The organism is Pseudomonas sp. 1152_12, assembly GCF_052850675.1.
The window spans coordinates 46,180-67,730 of record NZ_VXCW01000010.1; the positions used below are offsets into that span (position 1 = coordinate 46,180).

Annotated in this window: 22 protein-coding genes and 1 tRNA gene; 11 read left to right on the forward strand and 12 right to left on the reverse strand. The window is 54.2% G+C overall.

Annotation, left to right across the window (positions count from 1 at the left end; genetic code table 11):
• The first annotated feature begins 99 nt into the window (after nucleotides 1-99).
• Nucleotides 100-408 (forward strand): hypothetical protein, encoded by a 309-nt coding sequence (locus FW764_RS19305; RefSeq protein WP_446435228.1) that lies wholly within the window; start codon nucleotides 100-102, stop codon nucleotides 406-408.
• Between the two features lie 143 nt (nucleotides 409-551).
• Nucleotides 552-869, forward strand: coding sequence for an I78 family peptidase inhibitor (locus FW764_RS19310; protein WP_446435229.1), 318 nt, complete (start codon nucleotides 552-554; stop codon nucleotides 867-869).
• Between the two features lie 73 nt (nucleotides 870-942).
• Here the strand turns inward: FW764_RS19310 and FW764_RS19315 are convergent, their stop codons facing one another.
• A complete protein-coding gene (locus FW764_RS19315) occupies nucleotides 943-1,155 on the reverse strand; it encodes a cold-shock protein (protein WP_003234260.1) in 213 nt (70 codons plus the stop codon).
• A 289-nt stretch (nucleotides 1,156-1,444) separates the two neighbouring features.
• Nucleotides 1,445-1,759 (reverse strand): hypothetical protein, encoded by a 315-nt coding sequence (locus FW764_RS19320; RefSeq protein WP_446435230.1) that lies wholly within the window; start codon nucleotides 1,757-1,759, stop codon nucleotides 1,445-1,447.
• Between the two features lie 368 nt (nucleotides 1,760-2,127).
• Here FW764_RS19320 and thrS point away from each other — a divergent pair, with 368 nt between their 5' ends.
• The 9 genes from thrS (at nucleotide 2,128) to FW764_RS19365 (ending at nucleotide 9,583) form a co-directional block, all read left to right on the forward strand.
• Nucleotides 2,128-4,050, forward strand: a complete 1,923-nt coding sequence (gene thrS, locus FW764_RS19325) for a threonine--tRNA ligase (protein WP_446435231.1) — start codon at nucleotides 2,128-2,130, stop codon at nucleotides 4,048-4,050.
• Complete coding sequence (gene infC / locus FW764_RS19330) at nucleotides 4,050-4,601, forward strand: translation initiation factor IF-3 (protein WP_173667147.1); 552 nt, start codon at nucleotides 4,050-4,052, stop codon at nucleotides 4,599-4,601. Before thrS ends, infC begins: the two co-directional genes overlap by 1 nt.
• Before the next feature lie 60 nt (nucleotides 4,602-4,661).
• Nucleotides 4,662-4,856 carry a 50S ribosomal protein L35 gene (gene rpmI, locus FW764_RS19335; protein ID WP_002553160.1) on the forward strand — a complete coding sequence of 65 codons (195 nt, stop codon included), beginning with the start codon at nucleotides 4,662-4,664 and terminating at the stop codon, nucleotides 4,854-4,856.
• A 29-nt stretch (nucleotides 4,857-4,885) separates the two neighbouring features.
• The gene (rplT, locus tag FW764_RS19340) at nucleotides 4,886-5,242 is read left to right on the forward strand and encodes a 50S ribosomal protein L20 (RefSeq protein WP_053257052.1); all 357 of its coding nucleotides are present in this window, start codon (nucleotides 4,886-4,888) and stop codon (nucleotides 5,240-5,242) included.
• A 109-nt stretch (nucleotides 5,243-5,351) separates the two neighbouring features.
• A complete protein-coding gene (gene pheS / locus FW764_RS19345) occupies nucleotides 5,352-6,368 on the forward strand; it encodes a phenylalanine--tRNA ligase subunit alpha (protein ID WP_094952229.1) in 1,017 nt (338 codons plus the stop codon).
• Nucleotides 6,369-6,394: 26 nt separating this feature from the next.
• Nucleotides 6,395-8,773, forward strand: a complete 2,379-nt coding sequence (pheT, locus tag FW764_RS19350; protein ID WP_446435232.1) for a phenylalanine--tRNA ligase subunit beta — start codon at nucleotides 6,395-6,397, stop codon at nucleotides 8,771-8,773.
• Nucleotides 8,774-8,776: 3 nt separating this feature from the next.
• Entirely contained in the window at nucleotides 8,777-9,079 is a 303-nt protein-coding gene (ihfA, locus tag FW764_RS19355; protein WP_002553164.1) for an integration host factor subunit alpha, read from the forward strand.
• Complete coding sequence (locus FW764_RS19360; RefSeq protein WP_083357767.1) at nucleotides 9,060-9,416, forward strand: MerR family transcriptional regulator; 357 nt, start codon at nucleotides 9,060-9,062, stop codon at nucleotides 9,414-9,416. The genes ihfA and FW764_RS19360 overlap by 20 nt, the downstream gene beginning before the upstream one ends.
• Before the next feature lie 90 nt (nucleotides 9,417-9,506).
• A tRNA-Pro gene (locus FW764_RS19365) sits at nucleotides 9,507-9,583 on the forward strand.
• Nucleotides 9,584-9,753: 170 nt separating this feature from the next.
• Here the strand turns inward: FW764_RS19365 and FW764_RS19370 are convergent.
• The 10 genes from FW764_RS19370 to FW764_RS19415 form a co-directional block, all read right to left on the reverse strand.
• Nucleotides 9,754-10,488, reverse strand: coding sequence for a hypothetical protein (locus FW764_RS19370; RefSeq protein WP_446435233.1), 735 nt, complete (start codon nucleotides 10,486-10,488; stop codon nucleotides 9,754-9,756).
• A 198-nt stretch (nucleotides 10,489-10,686) separates the two neighbouring features.
• Nucleotides 10,687-13,188 carry a phage tail tape measure protein gene (locus tag FW764_RS19375; protein ID WP_446435234.1) on the reverse strand — a complete coding sequence of 834 codons (2,502 nt, stop codon included), beginning with the start codon at nucleotides 13,186-13,188 and terminating at the stop codon, nucleotides 10,687-10,689.
• Between the two features lie 110 nt (nucleotides 13,189-13,298).
• A complete protein-coding gene (locus FW764_RS19380; RefSeq protein ID WP_446435235.1) occupies nucleotides 13,299-13,691 on the reverse strand; it encodes a hypothetical protein in 393 nt (130 codons plus the stop codon).
• A gap of 14 nt (nucleotides 13,692-13,705) precedes the next feature.
• Complete coding sequence (locus FW764_RS19385; protein ID WP_446435236.1) at nucleotides 13,706-14,599, reverse strand: Mu-like prophage major head subunit gpT family protein; 894 nt, start codon at nucleotides 14,597-14,599, stop codon at nucleotides 13,706-13,708.
• Nucleotides 14,596-14,979, reverse strand: coding sequence for a Mor transcription activator family protein (locus FW764_RS19390; protein WP_446435237.1), 384 nt, complete (start codon nucleotides 14,977-14,979; stop codon nucleotides 14,596-14,598). Before FW764_RS19390 ends, FW764_RS19385 begins: the two co-directional genes overlap by 4 nt.
• A gap of 10 nt (nucleotides 14,980-14,989) precedes the next feature.
• Nucleotides 14,990-15,394: a Mor transcription activator family protein gene (locus FW764_RS19395; protein WP_096144694.1), complete on the reverse strand. Its 405-nt coding sequence runs from the start codon at nucleotides 15,392-15,394 to the stop codon at nucleotides 14,990-14,992.
• Between the two features lie 329 nt (nucleotides 15,395-15,723).
• Nucleotides 15,724-17,727, reverse strand: coding sequence for an AAA family ATPase (locus tag FW764_RS19400; protein WP_446435238.1), 2,004 nt, complete (start codon nucleotides 17,725-17,727; stop codon nucleotides 15,724-15,726).
• Nucleotides 17,728-17,865: 138 nt separating this feature from the next.
• Nucleotides 17,866-18,441: a hypothetical protein gene (locus FW764_RS19405; protein ID WP_446435239.1), complete on the reverse strand. Its 576-nt coding sequence runs from the start codon at nucleotides 18,439-18,441 to the stop codon at nucleotides 17,866-17,868.
• 26 nt (nucleotides 18,442-18,467) lie between these two features.
• On the reverse strand, nucleotides 18,468-19,190 hold the full coding sequence (locus FW764_RS19410; RefSeq protein ID WP_446435240.1) for an AAA family ATPase: 723 nt from the start codon (nucleotides 19,188-19,190) through the stop codon (nucleotides 18,468-18,470).
• Between the two features lie 55 nt (nucleotides 19,191-19,245).
• Entirely contained in the window at nucleotides 19,246-21,450 is a 2,205-nt protein-coding gene (locus tag FW764_RS19415; protein ID WP_446435241.1) for a Mu transposase C-terminal domain-containing protein, read from the reverse strand.
• Nucleotides 21,451-21,551: the final 101 nt, after the last annotated feature.

A 21,551-nucleotide genomic window follows, 5' to 3' on the forward strand; every position in this document is an offset into this window, starting at 1 on the left:
TGGATCGTGTTTGGCACTGCTACTTAGGCATGAGGTGCTTCGGAATGAGGCAGACGCTGTGCGACACTGTGTTCCTATTCAATTGCCGGGGAACACCAGGTGCAAATCGATTTGAACAACCCCGATAACCTGACGCTGGAGGCTGTTCGTGAGCTGCTCGCCAGTGCCAGCGACGACGAACACACCCAGTTGCGGGTGACTAAGGCCGGAATCGCCTATATTTCTTCCGGGAAGGCCGTAGGCGGTGTCGATATTGACGGCCTGTTGTTTCGTCTGGAGACCTGGGCCAAAGGTTCGGGCTACGTCGGTAACGTCGCGGCCAGCGATGAAGTCTGGGTCATGCAGATTTTCAACGCGCTTAAGCAAAACTGGCCAACCCCACCGTTTGACTACATCGACATCTACTGACTGCATTCATATCTAGTGACGATTGACAGGGCGAATGCTTGTCCTGAGTCAGGCAGACTTGCCTGAGGCGATTTACGTCTTGAAACCAATCCGCCGGATCGCTGTCGCACGATCTCTGTCCAATTTTTATCATAGGAGGCTTCATGCCTTGGAAGCTCGCATCATTCGGTACTTTGTTGGCGGCACTCGCGTTGGCGGGTTGCAGCACCCCGGGTACCTCTGAGCCAGCCAAAGACGCCGTGGCCGATGTCGGTCATAGCCGCTGTGAGGCGAAGGCCGCCGAGTTTGCGATCGGTCAGAAGGCCTCGCCCCAATTGCTGGACCAGGCGCGTACCCGCGCGGGCGCGCAGAACGCGCGGATCCTCAAACCCAACGACATGATCACTCTGGAATACCGCTCCGACCGCCTGAACCTGAACACCGACGACAACCTGGTGATCACGCGGATCAACTGCGGCTGATAACGCCGGGGCTTTTGTAGCGCGCATAAAAAACCCCGTCACATGGACGGGGTTTTTTTAGCTCAGCGGAGAATTACTCGCCGCGAACCTGTGCAGCTTGCATACCCTTTTGGCCTTTCTCAGCCACGAAGGAAACGGTTTGGCCTTCTTTCAGGCTTTTGAAACCGTCGCTTTCGATAGCTTTGAAGTGTACGAACAGGTCGTCACCGCCACCTTGAGGAGTGATGAAGCCGAAGCCTTTTTCATCGTTGAACCATTTAACGGTGCCGGTTTGGCGATTAGACATGGTGTATCTCCAAGAAACATATATTTTCAGTAGTGCTGTGCTGCTCAGGCCAACTGGGCACACAGGGCTATCATAGTCGAAATGTTCGGCTTGGGAGCCCCCCCAAGGCATTGTTTGCTAATCAATAGCGTTGCGTTTAGTGCTTTGGTCGGCTGAAAGCCCCGATTTACGGGGCTTTGGCGAGAAATATCAGCTGTTAAAAAAAGCCGTAAAAGCTGCGTAATTTGTGCGAAATGGCAGTTTTCAGGCTGTTTTCTCAGCAAAACGGCCGTCTGATCGGCGGTCGGTCTTACTTTTTCTTCACGACTTTGCAGGACGAAATGGCCGCGACGGCTTTGTTTTTAAGCTCCGTGCTGGCGTTCTGGTTGGTCATGAGCTCTTTGATTTCTGCAGTGCTCAGTTCGGCGTTGATCTTGTCAGCGCCACATTCGCAATGATCTTTAGCGGTTTTGGCGTCTACGTTCTGGCTCGCAGCTGCGCTGCAGTCTTTGACAAAGCTGTCACGTGCGCCCGCTGGCCAGTTCGACGGGGCGGCAGCCTGCGCACCAAGGGAAAGAACGGTCAGGGAAGCGGCGAGAGCGAGGGATGAGGTGAAACGCATCATGTGGATGCTCCTTTGGGTCGAGGACGAACGGCGATTCTCGGTGTGTTTGAGGCATGGCGTACAGCTCAAGTTCACTTTTGCAGCTATAAAGCCTGGAATTTGTCTTTACACAAGATAGCGTCGGCGCGATGACCGTTCATCTGTGCTAGGATCTTGCGCTTGGCTAAATCCGGGCGTGCCAATTGCCGCCTTGCCATGTTTCTTTTTAGCTCACTCCAGTCACTCTGGTTCGATTATCGGTTGGCCGAAAGGCTCCTGCCGCTGTAAGGCAGGCGTTCAGCAATGAGCGGCCTGGTGTTGGATCTTGTACTGGCTCATCCCAACCCACGTGACCTTTGGTAGGGGTCACCACTAGGAGAGGAGGCGCCATGCCAACTATTACTCTTCCCGACGGCAGTCAACGCTCATTCGATCATTCGGTTTCAGTCGCCGAGGTCGCCGCATCCATTGGTGCTGGCTTGGCCAAGGCCACCGTGGCCGGCAAGGTCGACGGCAAGCTGGTTGATGCCAGCGACCTGATCACCTCAGACGCCAGCCTGCAAATCATCACGCCCAAGGATCAAGAGGGGCTAGAGATTATTCGCCACTCTTGTGCTCACCTGATTGGCCATGCGGTCAAGCAGCTGTACCCGACCGCGAAAATGGTCATCGGCCCGGTTATCGACGAAGGCTTTTATTACGATATCGCCTACGAGCGTCCTTTTACTCCGGACGACCTGACTGCTATCGAGCAGCGCATGCACGCGCTGATCGAAAAAGATTACGACGTCATCAAAAAAGTCACGCCGCGCGCTGAAGTGATCGATGTATTCGCTGCTCGTGGTGAAGACTACAAGCTGCGGCTGGTGGAAGACATGCCGGACGAACAGGCCATGGGCCTGTATTACCACGAAGAGTACGTCGACATGTGCCGCGGTCCGCACGTGCCGAACACGCGCTTTCTCAAGTCGTTCAAGCTGACCAAACTGTCGGGTGCCTACTGGCGTGGCGACGCGAAAAACGAGCAGTTGCAGCGGATTTACGGCACTGCGTGGGCTGACAAAAAGCAGTTGGCCGCCTATATCCAGCGCATCGAAGAAGCCGAAAAACGCGACCACCGCAAGATCGGCAAGCGCCTGAACCTGTTTCACCTGCAGGAAGAAGCGCCGGGCATGGTGTTCTGGCATCCGAACGGTTGGACTCTGTACCAGGTTTTAGAGCAGTACATGCGCAAGGTTCAGCGCGACAACGGCTACCTGGAGATCAAGACTCCGCAAGTCGTTGACCGCAGCCTGTGGGAGAAATCCGGGCACTGGGCCAACTACGCCGACAACATGTTCACCACCCAGTCGGAAAACCGCGACTACGCCATCAAACCGATGAACTGCCCGTGCCACGTGCAGGTGTTTAACCAAGGGTTGAAGAGCTATCGCGAGTTGCCGATGCGCCTTGCCGAGTTCGGTGCGTGCCACCGTAACGAGCCATCGGGTGCACTGCACGGCATCATGCGTGTGCGCGGCTTCACTCAGGACGACGCTCACATTTTCTGCACCGAAGAGCAGATGCAGGCCGAATCCGCTGCGTTTATCAAGCTGACCATGGACGTTTATCGCGATTTCGGCTTCACTGAAGTCGAAATGAAGCTGTCCACTCGTCCGGAAAAACGAGTTGGCTCCGATGAGTTGTGGGACCGCGCCGAAGCTGCATTGGCCGCCGCCCTAGACAGCGCGGGCCTTGCGTACGATCTGCAGCCGGGTGAGGGCGCCTTCTACGGTCCTAAAATCGAGTTCTCGCTGAAAGATTGTCTTGGTCGTGTCTGGCAATGTGGTACTTTGCAGCTCGATTTTAACCTGCCGATCCGTTTGGGAGCCGAATACGTCTCCGAAGACAACAGCCGAAAACACCCGGTTATGTTGCACCGCGCGATCCTCGGTTCGTTCGAACGGTTTGTCGGTATCCTGATCGAGCACTACGAGGGTGCATTCCCTGCGTGGCTGGCTCCGACCCAGGCAGTGATCATGAATATCACTGATAAACAGGCAGATTTTGCCGCTGAAGTTGAAAAAACTCTCAACGAAAGCGGATTTCGTGCCAAGTCCGACTTGAGAAATGAAAAGATCGGCTTTAAAATCCGTGAGCATACTTTGCTCAAGGTTCCCTATCTTTTGGTTATCGGAGATCGGGAAGTCGAGATGCAGACTGTCGCTGTGCGTACTCGTGAAGGTGCTGACCTGGGCTCGATGCCCGTCGCCCAGTTCGCTGAGTTCCTCGCGCAAGCGGTTTCCCGGCGTGGTCGCCCAGATTCGGAGTAATTATTATTAAGCGTGAAATGAGACAAGATAAACGAGCTGCACCGAAAGCCCCGATCAACGAGAATATCTCGGCACGCGAGGTTCGGTTAATTGGGGCTGAGGGTGAGCAGCTTGGGATTGTGTCAATTGAAGACGCGCTTCTTAAGGCTGAAGAAGCCAAGCTCGATTTGGTGGAAATTTCCGCCGATGCTGCACCACCTGTCTGCAAGCTGATGGACTACGGCAAGTCGATCTTCGAAAAGAAGAAGCAGGTCGCTGCGGCGAAGAAGAACCAGAAGCAGATTCAAGTAAAAGAAATCAAGTTTCGTCCAGGGACGGAGGAAGGGGATTACCAGGTAAAACTGCGCAACCTGGTACGTTTCCTGAGTGATGGGGACAGGGCCAAGGTATCCTTGCGATTCCGCGGCCGTGAGATGGCCCACCAGGAGCTGGGGATGGAACTCCTCAAGCGGGTTGAAGCTGACCTGCTGGAGTACGGTTCCGTCGAGCAGCATCCTAAGATGGAAGGACGCCAGCTGATTATGGTCATCGCCCCGAAAAAGAAGAAGTAATCAACAGGGCACGGCAGGCCTTCTGATTATGTTTATCAACTGAATGCGGAGTATCCGAACATGCCAAAGATGAAGACTAAAAGTGGTGCTGCTAAGCGGTTTCTGAAAACTGCTAACGGTATCAAGCACAAGCACGCTTTCAAGAGCCACATCCTGACCAAAATGTCGACCAAGCGTAAGCGTCAACTGCGCGGTAGCAGCTTGCTGCATCCGTCTGACGTGGCAAAAGTCGAGCGCATGCTGCGCCTTCGTTAATTTTGGATCAAGAATAGAGGAAGTAACTCATGGCTCGTGTAAAGCGTGGCGTCATTGCCCGTAAACGTCACAAAAAAATTCTGAAACTCGCTAAAGGCTACTACGGCGCACGCTCGCGTGTATTCCGTGTTGCCAAGCAAGCGGTAATCAAGGCAGGCCAATACGCCTACCGTGACCGTCGTCAGAAAAAACGTCAGTTCCGCGCTCTGTGGATCGCTCGTATCAACGCTGGTGCACGTGTTAACGGTCTGTCCTACAGCCGTTTCATCGCTGGCCTGAAAAAAGCGTCCATCGAAATCGACCGTAAGGTTCTGGCTGAACTGGCCGTGAACGATAAAGCGGTGTTTGCTGCGATTGTCGAGAAAGCTAAAGCCACCTTGGCTTAAGTACCCCCGGCAGTCACCCTGCGCTGCTTGTGTAGCTCAGGGTGGTAAACGTCATAAATAGGGGAAGAGCCTTCAAGCTCTTCCCCTATTTTGTATCTGGAGTCTGTACATGGAAAACCTGGACGCGCTCGTCGCTCAAGCTCTCGAGGCTGTGCAAAGCGCTGAAGATATCAATGCCCTGGAGCAAATCCGGGTTCACTACCTTGGCAAAAAAGGTGAATTGACTCAGGTGATGAAGACCCTGGGGAATTTGCCGGCTGAAGAGCGTCCACAAGTCGGTGCGCTGATCAACGTCGCTAAGGAGCGTGTCACAGAGGTTCTCAATGCGCGCAAGGCGTCGCTCGAGGAGGCCGATCTTGCGGCCAAGCTCGCCGCCGAGTCCATTGACGTGACCTTGCCTGGCCGTGGCCAGGCTTCGGGCGGTCTGCATCCGATCACTCGGACTCTGGAACGTATCGAGCAGTTCTTCACCCACATCGGCTACGGCATTGCTGAAGGTCCTGAGGTCGAGGACGACTATCACAACTTCGAGGCGCTCAACATCCCAGGCCATCACCCGGCCCGGTCGATGCACGACACCTTCTATTTCAACGCCAACATGCTGTTGCGCACCCATACCTCGCCGGTACAGGTCCGCACCATGGAAGCGACCAAGCCGCCGATCCGCATCGTCTGCCCAGGCCGCGTGTACCGTAGCGACTCCGATATCACCCACTCACCGATGTTCCACCAGGTTGAAGGCCTGCTGGTTGATCGTGACATCAATTTCGCCGACCTCAAAGGCACCATCGAAGAGTTCCTGCGGGTGTTCTTCGAGAAGGAGCTGGCGGTGCGTTTCCGTCCATCGTTCTTCCCGTTCACCGAGCCGTCCGCTGAAGTCGACATGGAATGCGTGATGTGCAGCGGTAAAGGCTGTCGCGTCTGCAAACAGACCGGCTGGCTGGAAGTAATGGGCTGCGGCATGGTCCACCCTAACGTGCTGCGCATGTCCGGGATCGATCCGGAAGAGTTCTCGGGCTTTGCCTTCGGCATGGGCGTTGAGCGTCTTGCCATGCTGCGTTACGGCGTGAACGACTTGCGTCTGTTCTTCGACAACGACTTGCGGTTCCTCGCGCAATTTCGCTAGTCGTAACGAATCTTTAGGAGAGCAGGATGAAATTCAGTGAACAATGGCTGCGTGGCTGGGTAAGCCCGCAGGTAGATCGCGACGAGCTGGTTGCTCGTCTGTCGATGGCCGGTCTTGAGGTCGATAGCGTTACGCCGGCCGCCGGTGTTTTCAGTGGTGTGGTTGTAGGCGAAGTGCTGAGCACCGAGCAACACCCCGATGCCGACAAATTGCGTGTGTGCCAAGTCAGTAATGGCGCGGAGACCTTCCAGGTCGTGTGCGGAGCGCCAAACGTGCGCCCGGGCCTGAAGATTCCGTTCGCTATGATCGGCGCCGAACTGCCCGGCGACTTCAAAATCAAGAAGGCCAAGCTGCGTGGCGTTGAGTCCAACGGCATGCTGTGCTCCCAGGCCGAGCTGCAAGTGGGCGAGGGCAACGATGGCCTGATGGAGTTGCCTGCCGACGCCCCGGTGGGCCATGACATTCGTGTCTACCTGGAACTGGAAGACGCCAGCATCGAGGTCGACCTGACCCCGAACCGTGGCGACTGCCTGTCCCTGGCGGGTCTGGCGCGTGAAGTGGGTGCGCTGTACAACGCACCCGTCACCCGCCCCGTGGTTGCCGCCGTACCCGCTGCGCACGACGAAGTGCGCTCTATCGAAGTGCTGGCACCCAACGCTTGCCCGCGTTACCTGGGCCGCGTGATCCGCAATGTCGACCTGTCCAAGCCCACTCCACTGTGGATGGTTGAGCGCTTGCGCCGCGCCGATGTACGCAGCATCGACGCCGCTGTCGACATCACCAACTACGTGATGCTCGAATTGGGCCAACCGCTGCACGCGTTCGACCTTGCCGAAATCAACGGCGGCATCCGCGTACGCATGGCCGAAGAGGGCGAGAAGCTGGTGCTGCTCGACGGCCAGGAAGTTGCCCTGCGCGCCGATACCCTGGTGATCGCCGACCATTCGCGCGCCCTGGCCATTGCCGGCGTGATGGGTGGCGAGCACAGCGGCGTGTCCGCGACCACTCGTGACATTTTCCTTGAAAGTGCGTTCTTTGATCAGATCGCCATCGCTGGCAAGGCCCGTTCCTACGGCTTGCATACCGATGCTTCGCACCGCTACGAGCGTGGCGTGGACTGGAAGCTGGCCCGTGAAGCCATGGAGCGTGCCACTGGCCTGCTGCTGGAAATCACCGGCGGCGAACCCGGCCCAATCACGGAAACAGTGAGCGAACAGCATCTGCCGTCTGTTGCACCGATCACCTTGCGCGCCAAGAGCGTTGAGCAAATGCTCGGACTGGTGATCGATCCGGCTCAAATCGAGCAACTGCTGTCTGCGCTGGGTTTGGGTATTTCCGTTGGCGGGGAAGGGCAGTGGCACGTTGAAGTGCCAAGCCATCGCTTCGATATCAGCCTGGAAGTCGACCTGATCGAAGAACTGGCGCGTCTGTATGGCTATAACCGCCTGCCGGTTCGTTATCCGCAAGCACGCTTGGCGCCGCAGCCTAAAGCTGAAGCCCGTGCGCATTTGCCGGAGTTGCGTCGCCTGCTGGTTGCCCGTGGCTACCAGGAAGCTGTGACCTATAGCTTCATCGATCCGAAGCAGTTTGAACTGTTCAATCCGGGCGTTGAGCCGTTGCTGTTGGCCAACCCGATTTCGAACGACATGGCGGCCATGCGTTCGTCGCTGTGGCCTGGCTTGGTGAAAGCACTTTCCCACAACCTGAACCGTCAGCAGGACCGCGTGCGCATGTTCGAAAGCGGCCTGCGGTTTGTCGGCCAGCTCGACGGTCTGAAGCAAGAACCAATGCTGGCCGGCGTAGTGTGCGGTAGCCGCCTGCCCGAAGGCTGGGCGCAGGGTCGCGACGCGGTGGATTTCTTCGACGTTAAAGCTGACGTGGAAGCAGTGCTGGGCTTTGCCGGTGCATTGGATGTCTTCACGTTTGTGCCTGGCAGCCACCCTGCATTGCATCCGGGCCAGACTGCGCGTATCGAACGTGAAGGACGCCTGGTGGGCTTCGTCGGTGCCATTCACCCTGAACTATCGAAAACCCTCGGTCTGGACCGTCCGGTGTTCGTTTTTGAGCTGGTCCTGGCTGAAGTTGCATCGGGCAAAATGCCTAAATTCAGCGAGTTGTCGCGCTTCCCTGAAGTGCGTCGTGACCTGGCCCTGATCGCCGACCGTGAAGTGGCCGCCACTGCTGTTCTGGACGTAATCCGTGAAAATGCAGGGGAATGGCTGACAGACCTCAGGCTATTTGACGTCTATCAGGGTAAAGGCATTGATCCGCATAGAAAAAGCCTTGCCGTTGGCTTGACCTGGCAGCATCCATCGCGCACTCTTAATGACGATGAGGTGAATACCACGACACAAAATATCCTCACCTCGCTCGAACAAAGGTTGAACGCCACGTTAAGGAAGTGACGTATGGGGGCTTTGACGAAAGCTGAGATGGCGGAACGTCTGTACGAAGAGCTGGGCCTGAACAAACGCGAAGCCAAGGAATTGGTCGAGCTGTTCTTTGAGGAAATCAGGCACGCTCTGGAAGACAATGAGCAGGTCAAACTGTCCGGTTTCGGCAATTTTGACCTGCGGGACAAACGCCAGCGGCCTGGCCGCAATCCAAAAACGGGAGAAGAAATCCCGATCACGGCTCGCCGTGTGGTCACCTTTCGTCCAGGGCAGAAGTTGAAGGCCCGAGTTGAGGCTTATGCTGGAACCAAGTCATAACGACGAACTGCCCGTCATCCCAGGCAAACGCTACTTCACCATTGGTGAAGTCAGCGAGCTCTGTGCGGTTAAACCACACGTGCTGCGCTACTGGGAGCAGGAGTTTCCTCAACTCAACCCCGTTAAACGCACCGGGAACCGTCGGTATTATCAGCGCCAGGATGTGCTGATGATCCGACAGATCCGCGCGTTGCTGTACGACCAGGGGTTCACCATCAGTGGTGCGCGCCAGCGTATGTCCGGTGATGAAGCCAGAGACGACACCACTCAATACAAGCAACTGATCCGCCAGATGATCTCCGAGCTCGAAGATGTGCTGGTGGTTTTGAAGAAATGATTCAAGCTTTTAAAATACTTCCACATTTCAAAAGCTTGCGGTATATTCCGGATCGCTTCGTAGCGAAGCGAACCCAGTAACACGCCTAGTCGGGGCGTAGCGCAGTCCGGTAGCGCACTAGCATGGGGTGCTAGGGGTCGAGTGTTCGAATCACTCCGTCCCGACCATATTATTCAATGACTTAGCCCAATCTTCACCGATTGGGCTTTTTCATGTCCGAAAAAATACCCCTACTGTAAGGAGGCGTCGGATTTGGCACCACGTTGCAGGATGTTTGGCACAGAGTGTCTGCCCTAGGAATGCGGTATTTCGCGGGATTTTTGGCACTGCAATGGTGTCACTCAGATTCTGGTTTCGACGGCCGAGGAAACTTTGCATTTGGAAAGCCTTTTTTAAGCGCCGCGTATAGTTCGTCAGCCACTTTATCCAAATCCTCGATTGATCTATCCACCCTGAAAATCAGACGTTTCGTCTGGTCTATCAATTGCGAGAACAGTCGTGGGCCAAGCGCTTGCTCTAAAGATACGTGCGTGATCGTTCCGCCATTTGGGATGATCTTTTCGAGGATTGGCTGCACTTCCACATAGTGCAGTGTCGAACGGGTCCGGACCACGTCTATCGCATGAAGGAAATTCTGTTCGGCAATGACCAGTGCTTCAAGTATCTCCGCATTTCCTAGGTCAAGAAAGAACGCAAGACTATCTAGATCTAACCTCGGCAGCTCATCCAATGGATAGTCTATAGGGGGGAGTGAAATTACTACCGAGGGGTTGTCGCGATAGTCATCCACAAAGTCCATCTGTATCTGAGCGACTATATTTATCTGGCGCCACAGCGTGAACATGGCACGTGCGCCAGCACCTATCTGCCTTTTTCGCTCGTCCTCTTTGGCAGCATCTCGTACCAAGGTTGCTCCATACGATGCGCCGACATAAGCGGCGATCAATGTCGCTACAGCGGGTAAAAAGTCTTTCGCGAAAGCTGCCAGTTGCGGTGTTCCAAAAGGGGCACTGAACGATGCTGTAACAATGATCAAAACCAGCAAGGTTAGTGGGTTTTTGAGCTTTTTCATTCCGTTACTCTAGGGAAGTGTCCTTGCATGAATGCGTTGCTAGCGTAGCGCGGTGCCATGGGTGTTGGCCATTTTTTGACTGATATCGAAATTTAGGCAAAAAAAGACCTTAGAGCGCTAACCAGGCGTCCAAGGCCAAAGTGCTGCGGGATGGCAAACGGAGAATTAAACCATCCCTTTCCCTCAACAACCTGCTGCTTAACCTCCGCGTCTCATCTGGACGCCAACCCGCCGCTCAAACTCTGCAAATACAGTATTGGTATCGGTTCTTACCTCAAATACAAACGGGCGATTGAGGACGACTTCCAAGCGGCTGATAGCGCCATTGAGACCATTGACGCCGCCCATTGCCCCTTCGGTGCCAATCATTCCGCTAAACGCACCACCCGGCTGACTACCACCTGCTGTCATGGCATTCGTGCCCGTCAGCCGTTGTGCTTGTGAAGACATCCAGTCGGCTGGACTGGACTGCGTCATCATTGCCTGCAACCTCGCATTCGCCGCTTGAGTTGCCATACCTGCACTCACGGCACGATCAGCGATCCCTGCCGCCCAACTACTGGCACCACCAATCGGTAAGCCAGACGCAGTCAGGCCGGTTTCATGGTGCGCCAAGCGTTGAGCCTGAGAAGACAACCAGTCCTGTGACTGGTCGGGGTTCTGATCAGCCAGGGCTGCCCGATTTCGGTAGAAAGAAGCTTGATACGTGCGCTGATCATCACTGATCATCTTGTTGCGAGACACCATTGCTAAACGGTCTTCATCAGTATTTAGCCCAGTCGAGTTTTGCAACTGAGTGAATGCATATGCCAAGCGCTGAGGGCCTGCCAACAGCAACGGAAGATATGAAAGGGCGTCAGTCGACCCTGTGCCCATGGCAACTCCCGCCATCACCCCTAGACCCATTCCCGCACTCTTTCCGGTCATTCCTCCTTTGCCACCTGGGCGCTGATTACCGGATCGAAGGTCTGGAGTGATACCACCCATATTTAGGCCCGGTGCAGGCCAGTTAGTGACAAATACCGAGGTGACGCCCGTGGCTTCTTCCAGCACCTTACCGACCGCGATCCCCTGCATGGCTTCCAATGGGTTGCCCATGCCTGGCAGCTTATTCAGCAGCGCTCCAGCGCCTTTCTTGAGGCCACGACCAGTGTAGTAACCACCAATCGCGGTGGCGGCACCCAGGCCTATCATTTGCTCGCCTGACAGGTTCAAGTCATCGAGCAGGTAGCTGCCCATATTGGCAAAGGCTTCATTGATAGGACGCGACATGCGGTCGGTGGCGTCGCGTAACGTGGCTCGCATACGCCCAGCCGTCCCCGTGGCGCTGCCGGTGTTCTCTTTGAGCTGCTGGTTGAATATGGGAGCCGCGTTGTGAGCCTTACCAGAGATATCAACCATATTGCTCTGGCGATCCCCCGTTAGCATCCACCGCCATGCAGTGACAGCATCACGATCCATACTCTTGAACACCACATTGAAAAAGCTAGCGCGACTTTTGTCATCAGGCATCTTGTCGTATTTCTTGCGCAGATCCGCAATCACATCGAAGGGATCGCGACGACTTTTATCCTTGTTGAAAAACTCAACACCCGTAGTCTTGCTAACTTGTTGCTGATAGGTGCCGATGTTGAACACCGACAAGAAATTACCAGTCATCGTGCGCAAGTTTTCGGCATTAGGTTCTACGTTTGAAAGGGCTTCGATCAATCCTAACGACTGGTGAAACTTGAACCCTGCGGCATTCGCATTGCCGCCGACCTTGCTAAAGATGTCGCCCAGGTCAGTCAGCTCGGCCTTGGCCGCATCACCAGCGATGGTCATTTTCTGAAGAATATCCAGCATCGTTGCTGGGTTCTCCAGGTCGAAGCCGTAAGCCTCTTTTGCCGCCATACCGGCGCCCGCCAGAATAGTCGGATCAGCGTTGCGCAGGGCGCTTGCCTGGCCGATAGCATCAATACTCGACTTCGCAGCCTTTGGACTGAGACCACCAGCCAGCAAGGCTTCTGCACCGCCCAGAATAGAGTCAGGATCATTACCATACGACTTGGATACTCGGAATATCTCTTTGCGCATATCTTCATTTTGAGCAGGCGTCATGTTGGCCGTCTGTCCCAACTGGATCATCCTTCGGTCAGTCTTAGCACTATTTGCTACGGACAGCCCAACACCGATACCCAACCCAGCTCCAGCTAAGTGACCATTAACGCCCGACATCATGCCCCTGACCCGACCGATCTCGGCCCGAGTGGCGGCGGCCACTGATTTAATAGTGCGCAAACTGCTGGTCGCAGCACGAGCTAACTGCCGAAAGCTCGTGCTGGTACGATCAACGCCAGTGCGAAGCGGCGTGATGCCCTCACGCTCTGCACTGCGTAGAGTTGCCTTGGTTTCCTGAGAGGCGCGACGAGCTGCTTGGCCCATGTCCTTGAGTCCGGCGCCTGTCTGAATGACCTCGGTGCGGAACTCGCGTCCACTTTTGGTACTGTCCCGCATGGCCTGTCGAATTGCTTTAAAGCTGCCGACGCCTGCACGGCCAATACCTGAAATAGATGTTTGTGCTTTCTGGCCTTCAGTTGCCAGGGCACGAGCGCCTTCTTTACCAGCCTGGCGCAGGTCACGATTCAAACCCGCGATCTCGCGTCGGCTGTTGCCCGAATTTGCCTGGATACGTAATGCGACGCGTAGATCGGCGGACATGAATTACCCCTTGGTTTTCTTACGTCGTTTACTCACGTAACGAGTACCCGTTTTTTGTTTGCCTATAAGCAGGTCGAGACGTGCCTCGACCTCCGATTTAGGCATTCGGTTTATTTCGTCGAGTCGATAGCCGAATCGGACAAGGGCGTGTTCGACTTCTCGCCAACCGTGCTTGCCGCGCTCGGCGGCGCGAGCTTTTTTTCCAGTGCTTCGTCGGCAGCACCCAACAATGCCAAGTCGGTTTCTGCCAGTTCAGCCCGCAACAAATCGAACGTCAGCGCCTCGGCTGGAATATCACCAAGTGACAACAACTGGCGGTGATAAATAGCCATGGTCGCTACATGCAACGACGCTTCTGGATGCTCGCTTTGAACGTCGATCAAATCGCCTGCCAGCGGAATGCGCATGCTGAATGTCTTGTGCCGCGAACCGGCGTAGTACACGCCAACTGCTAGCTCACCGTCGATGGTCAAACCTTCCCAACGCTTATCGATATTACTCATCGTGAGGGCTCCTATTAACTCAACCAGGTACTGACAAGAGGTTCGGCGGTGCCTGCCCACGGATTACCACCGTTAGCATCCTTGACCAGCAGCGAACGAGCCTTACCTTCAAGCACCGGGGGCACCAGCAACATGCCCGGAAGAACACCCAGAGGTCGGCCACCGTCGCTTTTGAAATCCATCATCGCGGCGCGGGCGGCTTCATAATTCTCGACAGTGAGAGGTGCTTTCGAGCAGTAGGCGAACTGCCAGAAACCGAACCCAGCGTTCACCCGCGCATCTACGCCATAACGATATTCGTCGCGCATGAACACCGACTCATCATCAACACGGGTCATCGCTTTAAGGTCATAGTCCTGACGCTTCTGGAAGATGATCGGCTTGATCGCTCGGCTGACATCGAGCAGATACCAGGCGGGGCCTTCGCCATCCTGGAAGTTGCTGACCGAGACGGCATCACCCGTAGCATCACTGTTTGGATAAACCGGGTGATCGGTATCGAAGAAGTACTGGCCGTCATAGCATTTTGTAGTGCGACCTGCCTTGAGCAAGGCGAAGACCAATTCGTTCGGATGGGCTGTTGACGCTCGCCCCATTTCCTCGATCAGCGGAGAGTAAACGCCAACCTGGTCATCTTCGATGTCGGTACGCGATACAACAATGGAGCTTTCATACTTCTTGTTATCAATGGTGTATCCGTGAGCCGCCATATCCTTCAAGACTCGATCACCCACCCATTCACGGAATGCCGGAAACTGACCCAACCAGGCATAAGTGTTACTGCGAGTAGAGGACGGGACGACTGTGGCAATTTTCTGCCAGTCAGTTGGCGTGCCTGTTTGTGCCTTCTGAAAGACCACTTTGAATGCAACGAACAATGCATTGATGCTAGCTTGTGTAACGATCATTTGATAAACCTATTTTTTAATTTTTCCAAGCCTTCTTCTTTTGCGAAGTTGGCAACGATGTCATAAGTTGTTGCAGACGTGAGTCCGTATTTTTTCGATATGTCGCTAATTGCCATATCACTTTTCCAGGCAGCATAAATTTCTTCATTACGCTGCGCTCGTTCGTATTTAAAGCCTTTGGGGATATAAATTACTCGCCCGCCGAAGCTAATGGAAAGTCCCGTGACCACATTGCTTGCAAGGTGATCTGGTGTCACCCCATGCTCCAAGGCATATGCTATTGAGCTTTCAATCGACTTGAAAAGCTGAAGCGCGATTCCCTCCCAAGTTCCACTTGGAATACGCTTTCCCTTCTTACTCTTTTTTTCTTCCTCGCTCACGCAGCCCCCTTCAGTGTTTAACGTTCGCCGCAAGACTCAGTGCGCGCTCATCAGTGATAATGTCGTACACCGTCTGTGAAGCTATCGCGTACTTTCTGATTAGATTTTCATGAGTCATGCCATTCAGAAAGTCGGCATAAAGCGCTTCACTCCTGAGTTTTTTCTTCAATGCCGTGCCGCGTGGCAAATAGATCATTCCACCACCCATAACATCGCATACAGCAATAACGGCCGATTTTGCCAGGTGATGCGGGGAAGCATCGAGGTCCATTTCTCTATTAATAGAGTGCTCAATTATTTCGAGCATCTCGATCATGCTCTTAGGCAAAGGACTCACGTCTTTTTTTTGTCCAACCTTCTTTTCACTCTCATGCATTTCAATACCTCCAGCCAACCTTGCACCGACAGGAATCATTGAAACGCTTTTCCTTAGGCTTTCGTATATCAGGGCGGTTTAAGGTTTTCAGCGCAGGTCAACAGCGCCGCTTCATATAGAGGAAGGATTTCGAGAGAGACCGTGAATCACGATTTTCTGTGTTGGCGGAAAAAACGTATAGAGCATGACTGCGTTGCACAGCCATGAAGGGCGTTAGACCCGCGTTAGAAACGGCGATCAAAAGCTAGTAGGGTCAACGGTTGGCTTAGGGCTTTGTGCGTCTTAAATCGCTCTATGGAAAGATACACTTCTTTCGGGAAGTAAAGCCGGTCGGCGGGGGCGGACCGGCTGAGATGTCGAGCAGTGATTTATGAGGCGAAAACATCATTGATTGACTTGAAAAGCGCACCGAACCTTAGGCGCGTGGCTTCATCAAGTGTTTCTGGGGGGGCGGTAGAGAAAGCTGCTGCGACAGCGTAGTGATTGAAACCACCCGAAGGTCGTACTTTGATCTCCCTAGCCTGCAGGGCTCGCTCTATACGATGTACGATACGATCACTTTCCGGCAGCTCGGATTCGAGGATCGGGGCGCCCTTGAGCTCCTTCATATAGGTTTTATTAAAGTACTCAAGGTAGATCCCTATGGGCAGAAGATCTTCTATGTCGCTTGGAACGGTGTTCTGGCCGAATTTTGATGCGTCGCGAAATTGAGAAACATTAAACACTGATTTTTTTGCCAGCAGCTTTTGCTGAATTAATCCATCAAGCTTCTGCTCAGGTTTGCCACTGAAGTCATGAAGTACTGAGACCTCAAGACCGTTTGCCCCTAACAAGGACACGAAGGTCGCAACATTACTTAGGCCTCCAACAGGTACGATAGTTACGTCCGAGGACAGGCTTTCTTCACCGCAAGCCTCTAGAAGGGCTGAGGCCGTCAGTAGGTATGCGAGTTCAGATGGACCCTCAACTAATAAGTTTTTGCTTGCAATGAATAGATTTTGAGCAACGCTCCAACCCAGCGCAGCTTGAAGTGGGAAAATAGTCCGAGCATCAGATCCTGACAAATTATCAGAAACTATAGTCCCACCTGGTGACTTGTCTTCAACCACGCGTACTTGGTGGAGGCGGTTTGAATTCACCATGAAAGGCGAGTGAGTTGTATAAATAGCTTGATGATCTTTTGCGAGATCGTCTATATAGCGTAAGAAGTCTGCTTGAGCTAATGCATGCAATGCAAGTCCAGGTTCATCTAGAAGCAACACCAATTGGTTGTGCTTTGGTGCTCCTGATGGGTCTAGTTGTTGTTGGACGCTGTCAAACCACACCAAGAAACTAAAGAACCAAATAAACCCTCGGCTACGTTGATCAAAAGGAGTGGTCACACCTCGATGACGACGGTTTTTTATACGGAGATATAGGTTGGGGCCATCATTGAACGGGGCTTCATCATTGGTGTCGGAGCGTATATCCACCTCCACTTCAAGATCTTCGTTCTGCTTCCAGAATTCTAAGACTTGATCCGTCAAGCTGATTGAGACCGCTTCCACCTTTGCCTTCAGTTCTTCGTAACCGGTGGTTCCGGAAAAGTCATCCATGTCTACGTCTGCCATACGAAGCAAGGCTAATACTGCCTGATGTTTCGGCTGGATATGGCGGTCGGCATTGCTTGGATCTGCCTTAACATTTGCTACACGTTGCGCAAGGTCTTTGAGGTTTAGTTTCCCTGGCAGCAGGTCGTAGTCGCTAAAGTAGAGAAACTTTGGGACTTTTTCAGACAAAAATTCCCATATTTCATACTGTATAACGCTCCCCCAGTCAGTCTCTGTTGTTCTTGCCTCTAGCTCTGCCAGGAAGTTGGTGTCAGTCTCATTGAGGTCGATCTCATTGAGCTGCGCTACTACCTCTCTCAAGGTGTTGCAGCTTTTTATAGCTTTTGTTGCGTCGCTGCTTAACCCAGCGTTCCCTGCAAGAACGTTGATTACGGGCTTCTCATCGACATGTATGCCAATTGTTTTTCCATTGTTGTATCGGTGAATAATAGAAAATTCGAATCCCTCAGAAATGCTGGTTTTGAACTCGTTGTTTATTTGATCGATTTCATCTTGGTTTAGGCGATATCTTAATGTTGTAGCGGCTTCGGGTTTTGCTGCATGCCTTTTCATGTAGGCAGTGTAGTCTTTACGCGGATAGTCATCAGTAGGATTGAATTTCTCTTTTCCTAATGCGTCTTGAGACTTATGCAGTGCTTTAAGAAAAACAGTTTTCCCAGCCTCGTTCATACCGACCAGAACAGTAACGTCAGGGTCGATTTCTACATTTTGAGCTGAGTTGATTGATCGAAACGGTCCGACTTCGGCAGATATGAGGATCACTGTAATTCTCCCTATGTGAGTATCCTGACAAGCGATAGTACCCGAGGGCGCTGAGGTATCACATAGGGCGGAAGCGTATGGGTAGCTATGAATTGGATACGACGCGTACCGTCTCTTCTAGGCCGCAGGAGACGCTGATCACTCGTGGGGCGGTTTGGACTGTCGGATAAACGTGACCTTTCCCAGGTTGGCATCGAAGACCTGCCCTCGACGCTGAATCATCGGTGCAATTGGCCCTGTGTACATTCCATGCGCAAGGCAATAGCGTGCTTGCTTCCCAGGTTGCGCTGGAGTGACAACGCTCAGATAACCAGCCCAGTTCAACCACTTGAGATAGTTTTTTGCTGTGGCAATGCTTGTCGGAGCTGCTGTATTGGCGTACAGCGCAAGCTCGGTCGCGTTGACGTCATCCAGCATCCTGAGCGTGCGCCACATGGCTTCTGTACCGCGACCTTGTTGGCTTGGGGTTCCGTCCAATCGAACTTGAGGTGCCTCGGCGCCCACATCACGAACTAGCTGGAATTCTACTCGATCTCCAACACCGTTGCCGCGTTCTACGTAGCCAGCTTTCCTCAGGCTGTTTACATATGTCCGAACGGTTTCATCGTTGAGGTCAGTACGCCGACTGATGGTGTAACAACTAATCCCCTCAGGATGCTTTCTAATCATTTCCCACACACGCTGACGATTGCTTTTACCTTCCTGAATGACCATGTGCGCGGGCTTCCGGCCGATGCCCATCAGAGTGTTCTCCGCAACGGTGCCTCGCCGGTGAACCAGCCACGGTCTCCCCACTGCGCGATATCAACAGAGTCCCAGCCGAACGCTTGGGCTTCGGATTGAAGGCGGTAAAGATTTACCACCACTCGACGTAAGCAGCCACGCACGGCTTTTCGTAGGTCTTCAAGAAGGTCGTCATGAATCTGGAGGTGCGGATAGCAGGCGGCTGACAACGTTCGCAGATCTTCCTGTGTGGCAGGTTGTGCTGGCACCCACTCCAAAACCCTATTATGTAGGCGTTCAAGCTTGGCTAGGCTGAACGGTACGCGCTCTTCTCCGATCAGAACAATGGTCCCGTGGCTGGCGTTATAGATGTCCGTCAGGACGTTAGCCGCTGCCTTCTCTAGAAGGTACTGTGCATCGTCGACTATGAGAGGGCGCCCGCTCCGTGACAATTGATCTGCGATCTGATCAACCATCTCCGACATGGTGCGGCTTGGCACTATCGTCATCTCCCGCAAAACGGCGGCGAGAAAAGCCTTCTTTGTCCAAGTATCCCGGCACTCGACGTAATAGGCGCGATAGATGTTCGCTGCGAATGTTGCTCCCACAGTTTTGCCTAGCCCGCTAGCACCGTACATCACCACTAATCCGGGTAAGTGGGATGGTCGTGCTATAGCACGCTCAACCGCGCTGGCCAGCAAGCCGACGTTCGTCAGCGGGACTATCTTCGGTGCGCTCATTCCGTGCTTCTCCATGCTGTTTTAGTGCTATCGGCCATCGGCGTTGGCAATGGCCTTACGAGTGGGTGTGCTCATACATCCGCTTGATGGCGGTAAAGTCGAGATGACGCGGGTATCGCTCATGCCATAAACCTTCTTCTCCGTTAAGAATCTCCCCGGCTTGGAAGCGCCTGTTGAGTGCTTCCCAAAGTCGATACCTACCTATCGGGTCGCTGGGTAATTCGAATCTGTTGGTTTTGGGAGCCGTAAGGCTTGCGGCAAAGCGCTGAGCGTCGGCTAGTTGCTCGGCACTGAGGTCGGCGGACGGGGCGGGTGAGGTTGTGACCATTTCTACGCGGCTGCCGGTCAGCGTTTCCAGCTTGTCCACTGCGCGTTTCATCTGGCCTTTCTCACGTTTGTCGTAGGCCTTTTCAATCATGGATTTCGGAATGTAATCGCTGGCGTTGCCGTCGAGGATTGCTTCGCCGATCAACTCCCCGTCCAACGTGCGGACCCAAACGCGGGATGAATCGCGCACGTCGTATGCCAGGCGGATTTGCTCGCCCTGAAAGTTACGCAAAGCGTCCAGGAAATAGGTTTCGCCGGCCCAGGTAACTTCGCCGCGACGAGTCGGGCGGATAACTTGCGGGCGTGTCAGGTCATTCAACAAATCGGCGGGTGCAACAATCGGCTCCCAGCCAGCGGCAATGGCTGCGCTCCAGGCCTCATTTGGGCTCATGTGACGAATCTTGCCGGTCAGCGGATCTCGGAGTTTGGCGAGCCCCCGGTGCGGGCTATCGTTGTAGGTTTCAATCTCATATTCGACACCGGCCATGAACTCGGCAAAGGTCGGAATCAAACGCGTGCGGCCGGTTTCGCGCAGCTCTTTGCGGCCGATCCGATGCACTTTGGTGCCTGCATGCTTGTCCATGTCGGCGCCGATGTAGCTGGTCAGTTTCTTGGCCGCATTGACCCAAATCGTTTGATGGGAACGCTCGATGAGTCCGCGTGCCTGGCTGTTGTAGGGCAATGCGTGGGTCATGGTGCCGCCGAGACGGTCGACCACTTCACGGACGGTATCGTTGTGAAAGCCTGAACCGTTGTCGACATAGAACATGGCGAACATGCCGTGCTGCATGGCGTCACGCAGGGCATCCATCACACCGATGGTTGACTCGGCCTCACCGATGGAAATGCCCAGTGCCTTCCGCGTTGCGACATCAAGGACGGTGGTTACTTCCGGGCGGTAAGGCTTGCCGGTGCGCGGGTTCAATACCTCGGCGTCGAACTTGTGGCCGTCGGCGGTAAGCACGTCGCATGGGAGCAGGTTTTTTGTGGTCCGGCGCTTGAAGGGTTGTAGGGCCTTCAGCTCCTGCGGGGAGCGACGGCCGCGCTCACGGGCCTCGGCGCTCAACTTATTAAGGAAGCGGCGGACGACATGAATACTCGGGCGCTCGGCTGGATGCTTGAGGGCGAACTCGGCATAAGCCGCTTCGACGCTGGGCTTGGTCGGGCGCTGATAGCAGGTTAGGAATGCCGCAGACCATATTGGCAGACTCAAGTCTTTCTTGCGGTGCGCTGGAGCCAAGCCGATTTCACCCTTTTTACGATAGTCGGCCAGCCAGCGTTTTAGCGTGCGCTTGCTTAAAGACCGCTCGCCGGACTTACGATTGTTCGCCCGTTCCACGAGGCCGGTCAGATATGTGCTGAGTTGGTCGGCTTTCGCCAGACTTACTAGAGTCTCGATGGCGCGTTGCTGACTGATAGTGTGATTCAATCGCTCGATCTCGCGCACAAAAGCTAGGCGAGCCGTCATTACAGAGCGTTGACCTTCGTTTAAACGTGACGGAAAAACAGTGTCACGCTCTAATAAAACTTTGGGGGTATTGGCACTCGGTGATGTTTGCAGCGTTGCGACTGATTGGGCAATTAGCGCTGTTTGGGTATCGACAGGTAATTGAGCGAATGGAAATTCCTGTGCTTTTGAGCCCTGCCTAAGCTGGCTTTTCCAACCCGCACGCGATGCAGTTTTCCTAACGCCCTGAGTCGTTTTTGGCATGCCAGTTAAACCGGCGAGCTCTTTGGCGGTGTACCAGCTTTGCATCAGCAGACCTCCTGCTTCGTTACCGGACGACAGGCCCTGGTGCCATTGGCGCCAGGGCCTGTAGCTATCGCTATGCTGCTTGGCGAGCGGCCTGGTATAGAGAGTCAGCATCTTCAACGAGTAGCTGTAGAGCACGCGAAACCTTCGCGATGTCCCGAGCCCCAGTGTCATCTGCATTGCAAACGCTCAATACAGAAAGCAGGTCTTTAACGGCACCTAGACGCCAGTCAGCGGCGTCCATAAGATCCCGTCGAGTTGCACTGTCATTGAGGTAAAGG

Excerpts from the sequence above, each read along its gene's own strand:
- FW764_RS19415 (WP_446435241.1), bottom strand. The coding sequence starts at position 21,450 with ATGCAGATGACACTGGGGCTCGGGACATCGCGAAGGTTTCGCGTGCTC.
- FW764_RS19380 (WP_446435235.1), bottom strand. The coding sequence starts at position 13,691 with ATGAGTAATATCGATAAGCGTTGGGAAGGTTTGACCATCGACGGTGAG.
- FW764_RS19370 (WP_446435233.1), bottom strand. The coding sequence starts at position 10,488 with ATGAAAAAGCTCAAAAACCCACTAACCTTGCTGGTTTTGATCATTGTT.
- FW764_RS19375 (WP_446435234.1), bottom strand. The coding sequence starts at position 13,188 with ATGTCCGCCGATCTACGCGTCGCATTACGTATCCAGGCAAATTCGGGC.
- FW764_RS19360 (WP_083357767.1), top strand. The coding sequence starts at position 9,060 with ATGCTGGAACCAAGTCATAACGACGAACTGCCCGTCATCCCAGGCAAA.
- FW764_RS19410 (WP_446435240.1), bottom strand. The coding sequence starts at position 19,190 with ATGAGCGCACCGAAGATAGTCCCGCTGACGAACGTCGGCTTGCTGGCC.
- ihfA (WP_002553164.1), top strand. The coding sequence starts at position 8,777 with ATGGGGGCTTTGACGAAAGCTGAGATGGCGGAACGTCTGTACGAAGAG.
- pheS (WP_094952229.1), top strand. The coding sequence starts at position 5,352 with ATGGAAAACCTGGACGCGCTCGTCGCTCAAGCTCTCGAGGCTGTGCAA.
- FW764_RS19405 (WP_446435239.1), bottom strand. The coding sequence starts at position 18,441 with ATGGTCATTCAGGAAGGTAAAAGCAATCGTCAGCGTGTGTGGGAAATG.
- rpmI (WP_002553160.1), top strand. The coding sequence starts at position 4,662 with ATGCCAAAGATGAAGACTAAAAGTGGTGCTGCTAAGCGGTTTCTGAAA.
- rplT (WP_053257052.1), top strand. The coding sequence starts at position 4,886 with ATGGCTCGTGTAAAGCGTGGCGTCATTGCCCGTAAACGTCACAAAAAA.
- FW764_RS19315 (WP_003234260.1), bottom strand. The coding sequence starts at position 1,155 with ATGTCTAATCGCCAAACCGGCACCGTTAAATGGTTCAACGATGAAAAA.
- FW764_RS19310 (WP_446435229.1), top strand. The coding sequence starts at position 552 with ATGCCTTGGAAGCTCGCATCATTCGGTACTTTGTTGGCGGCACTCGCG.
- thrS (WP_446435231.1), top strand. The coding sequence starts at position 2,128 with ATGCCAACTATTACTCTTCCCGACGGCAGTCAACGCTCATTCGATCAT.
- pheT (WP_446435232.1), top strand. The coding sequence starts at position 6,395 with ATGAAATTCAGTGAACAATGGCTGCGTGGCTGGGTAAGCCCGCAGGTA.
- FW764_RS19395 (WP_096144694.1), bottom strand. The coding sequence starts at position 15,394 with ATGATTCCTGTCGGTGCAAGGTTGGCTGGAGGTATTGAAATGCATGAG.
- FW764_RS19320 (WP_446435230.1), bottom strand. The coding sequence starts at position 1,759 with ATGATGCGTTTCACCTCATCCCTCGCTCTCGCCGCTTCCCTGACCGTT.
- FW764_RS19385 (WP_446435236.1), bottom strand. The coding sequence starts at position 14,599 with ATGATCGTTACACAAGCTAGCATCAATGCATTGTTCGTTGCATTCAAA.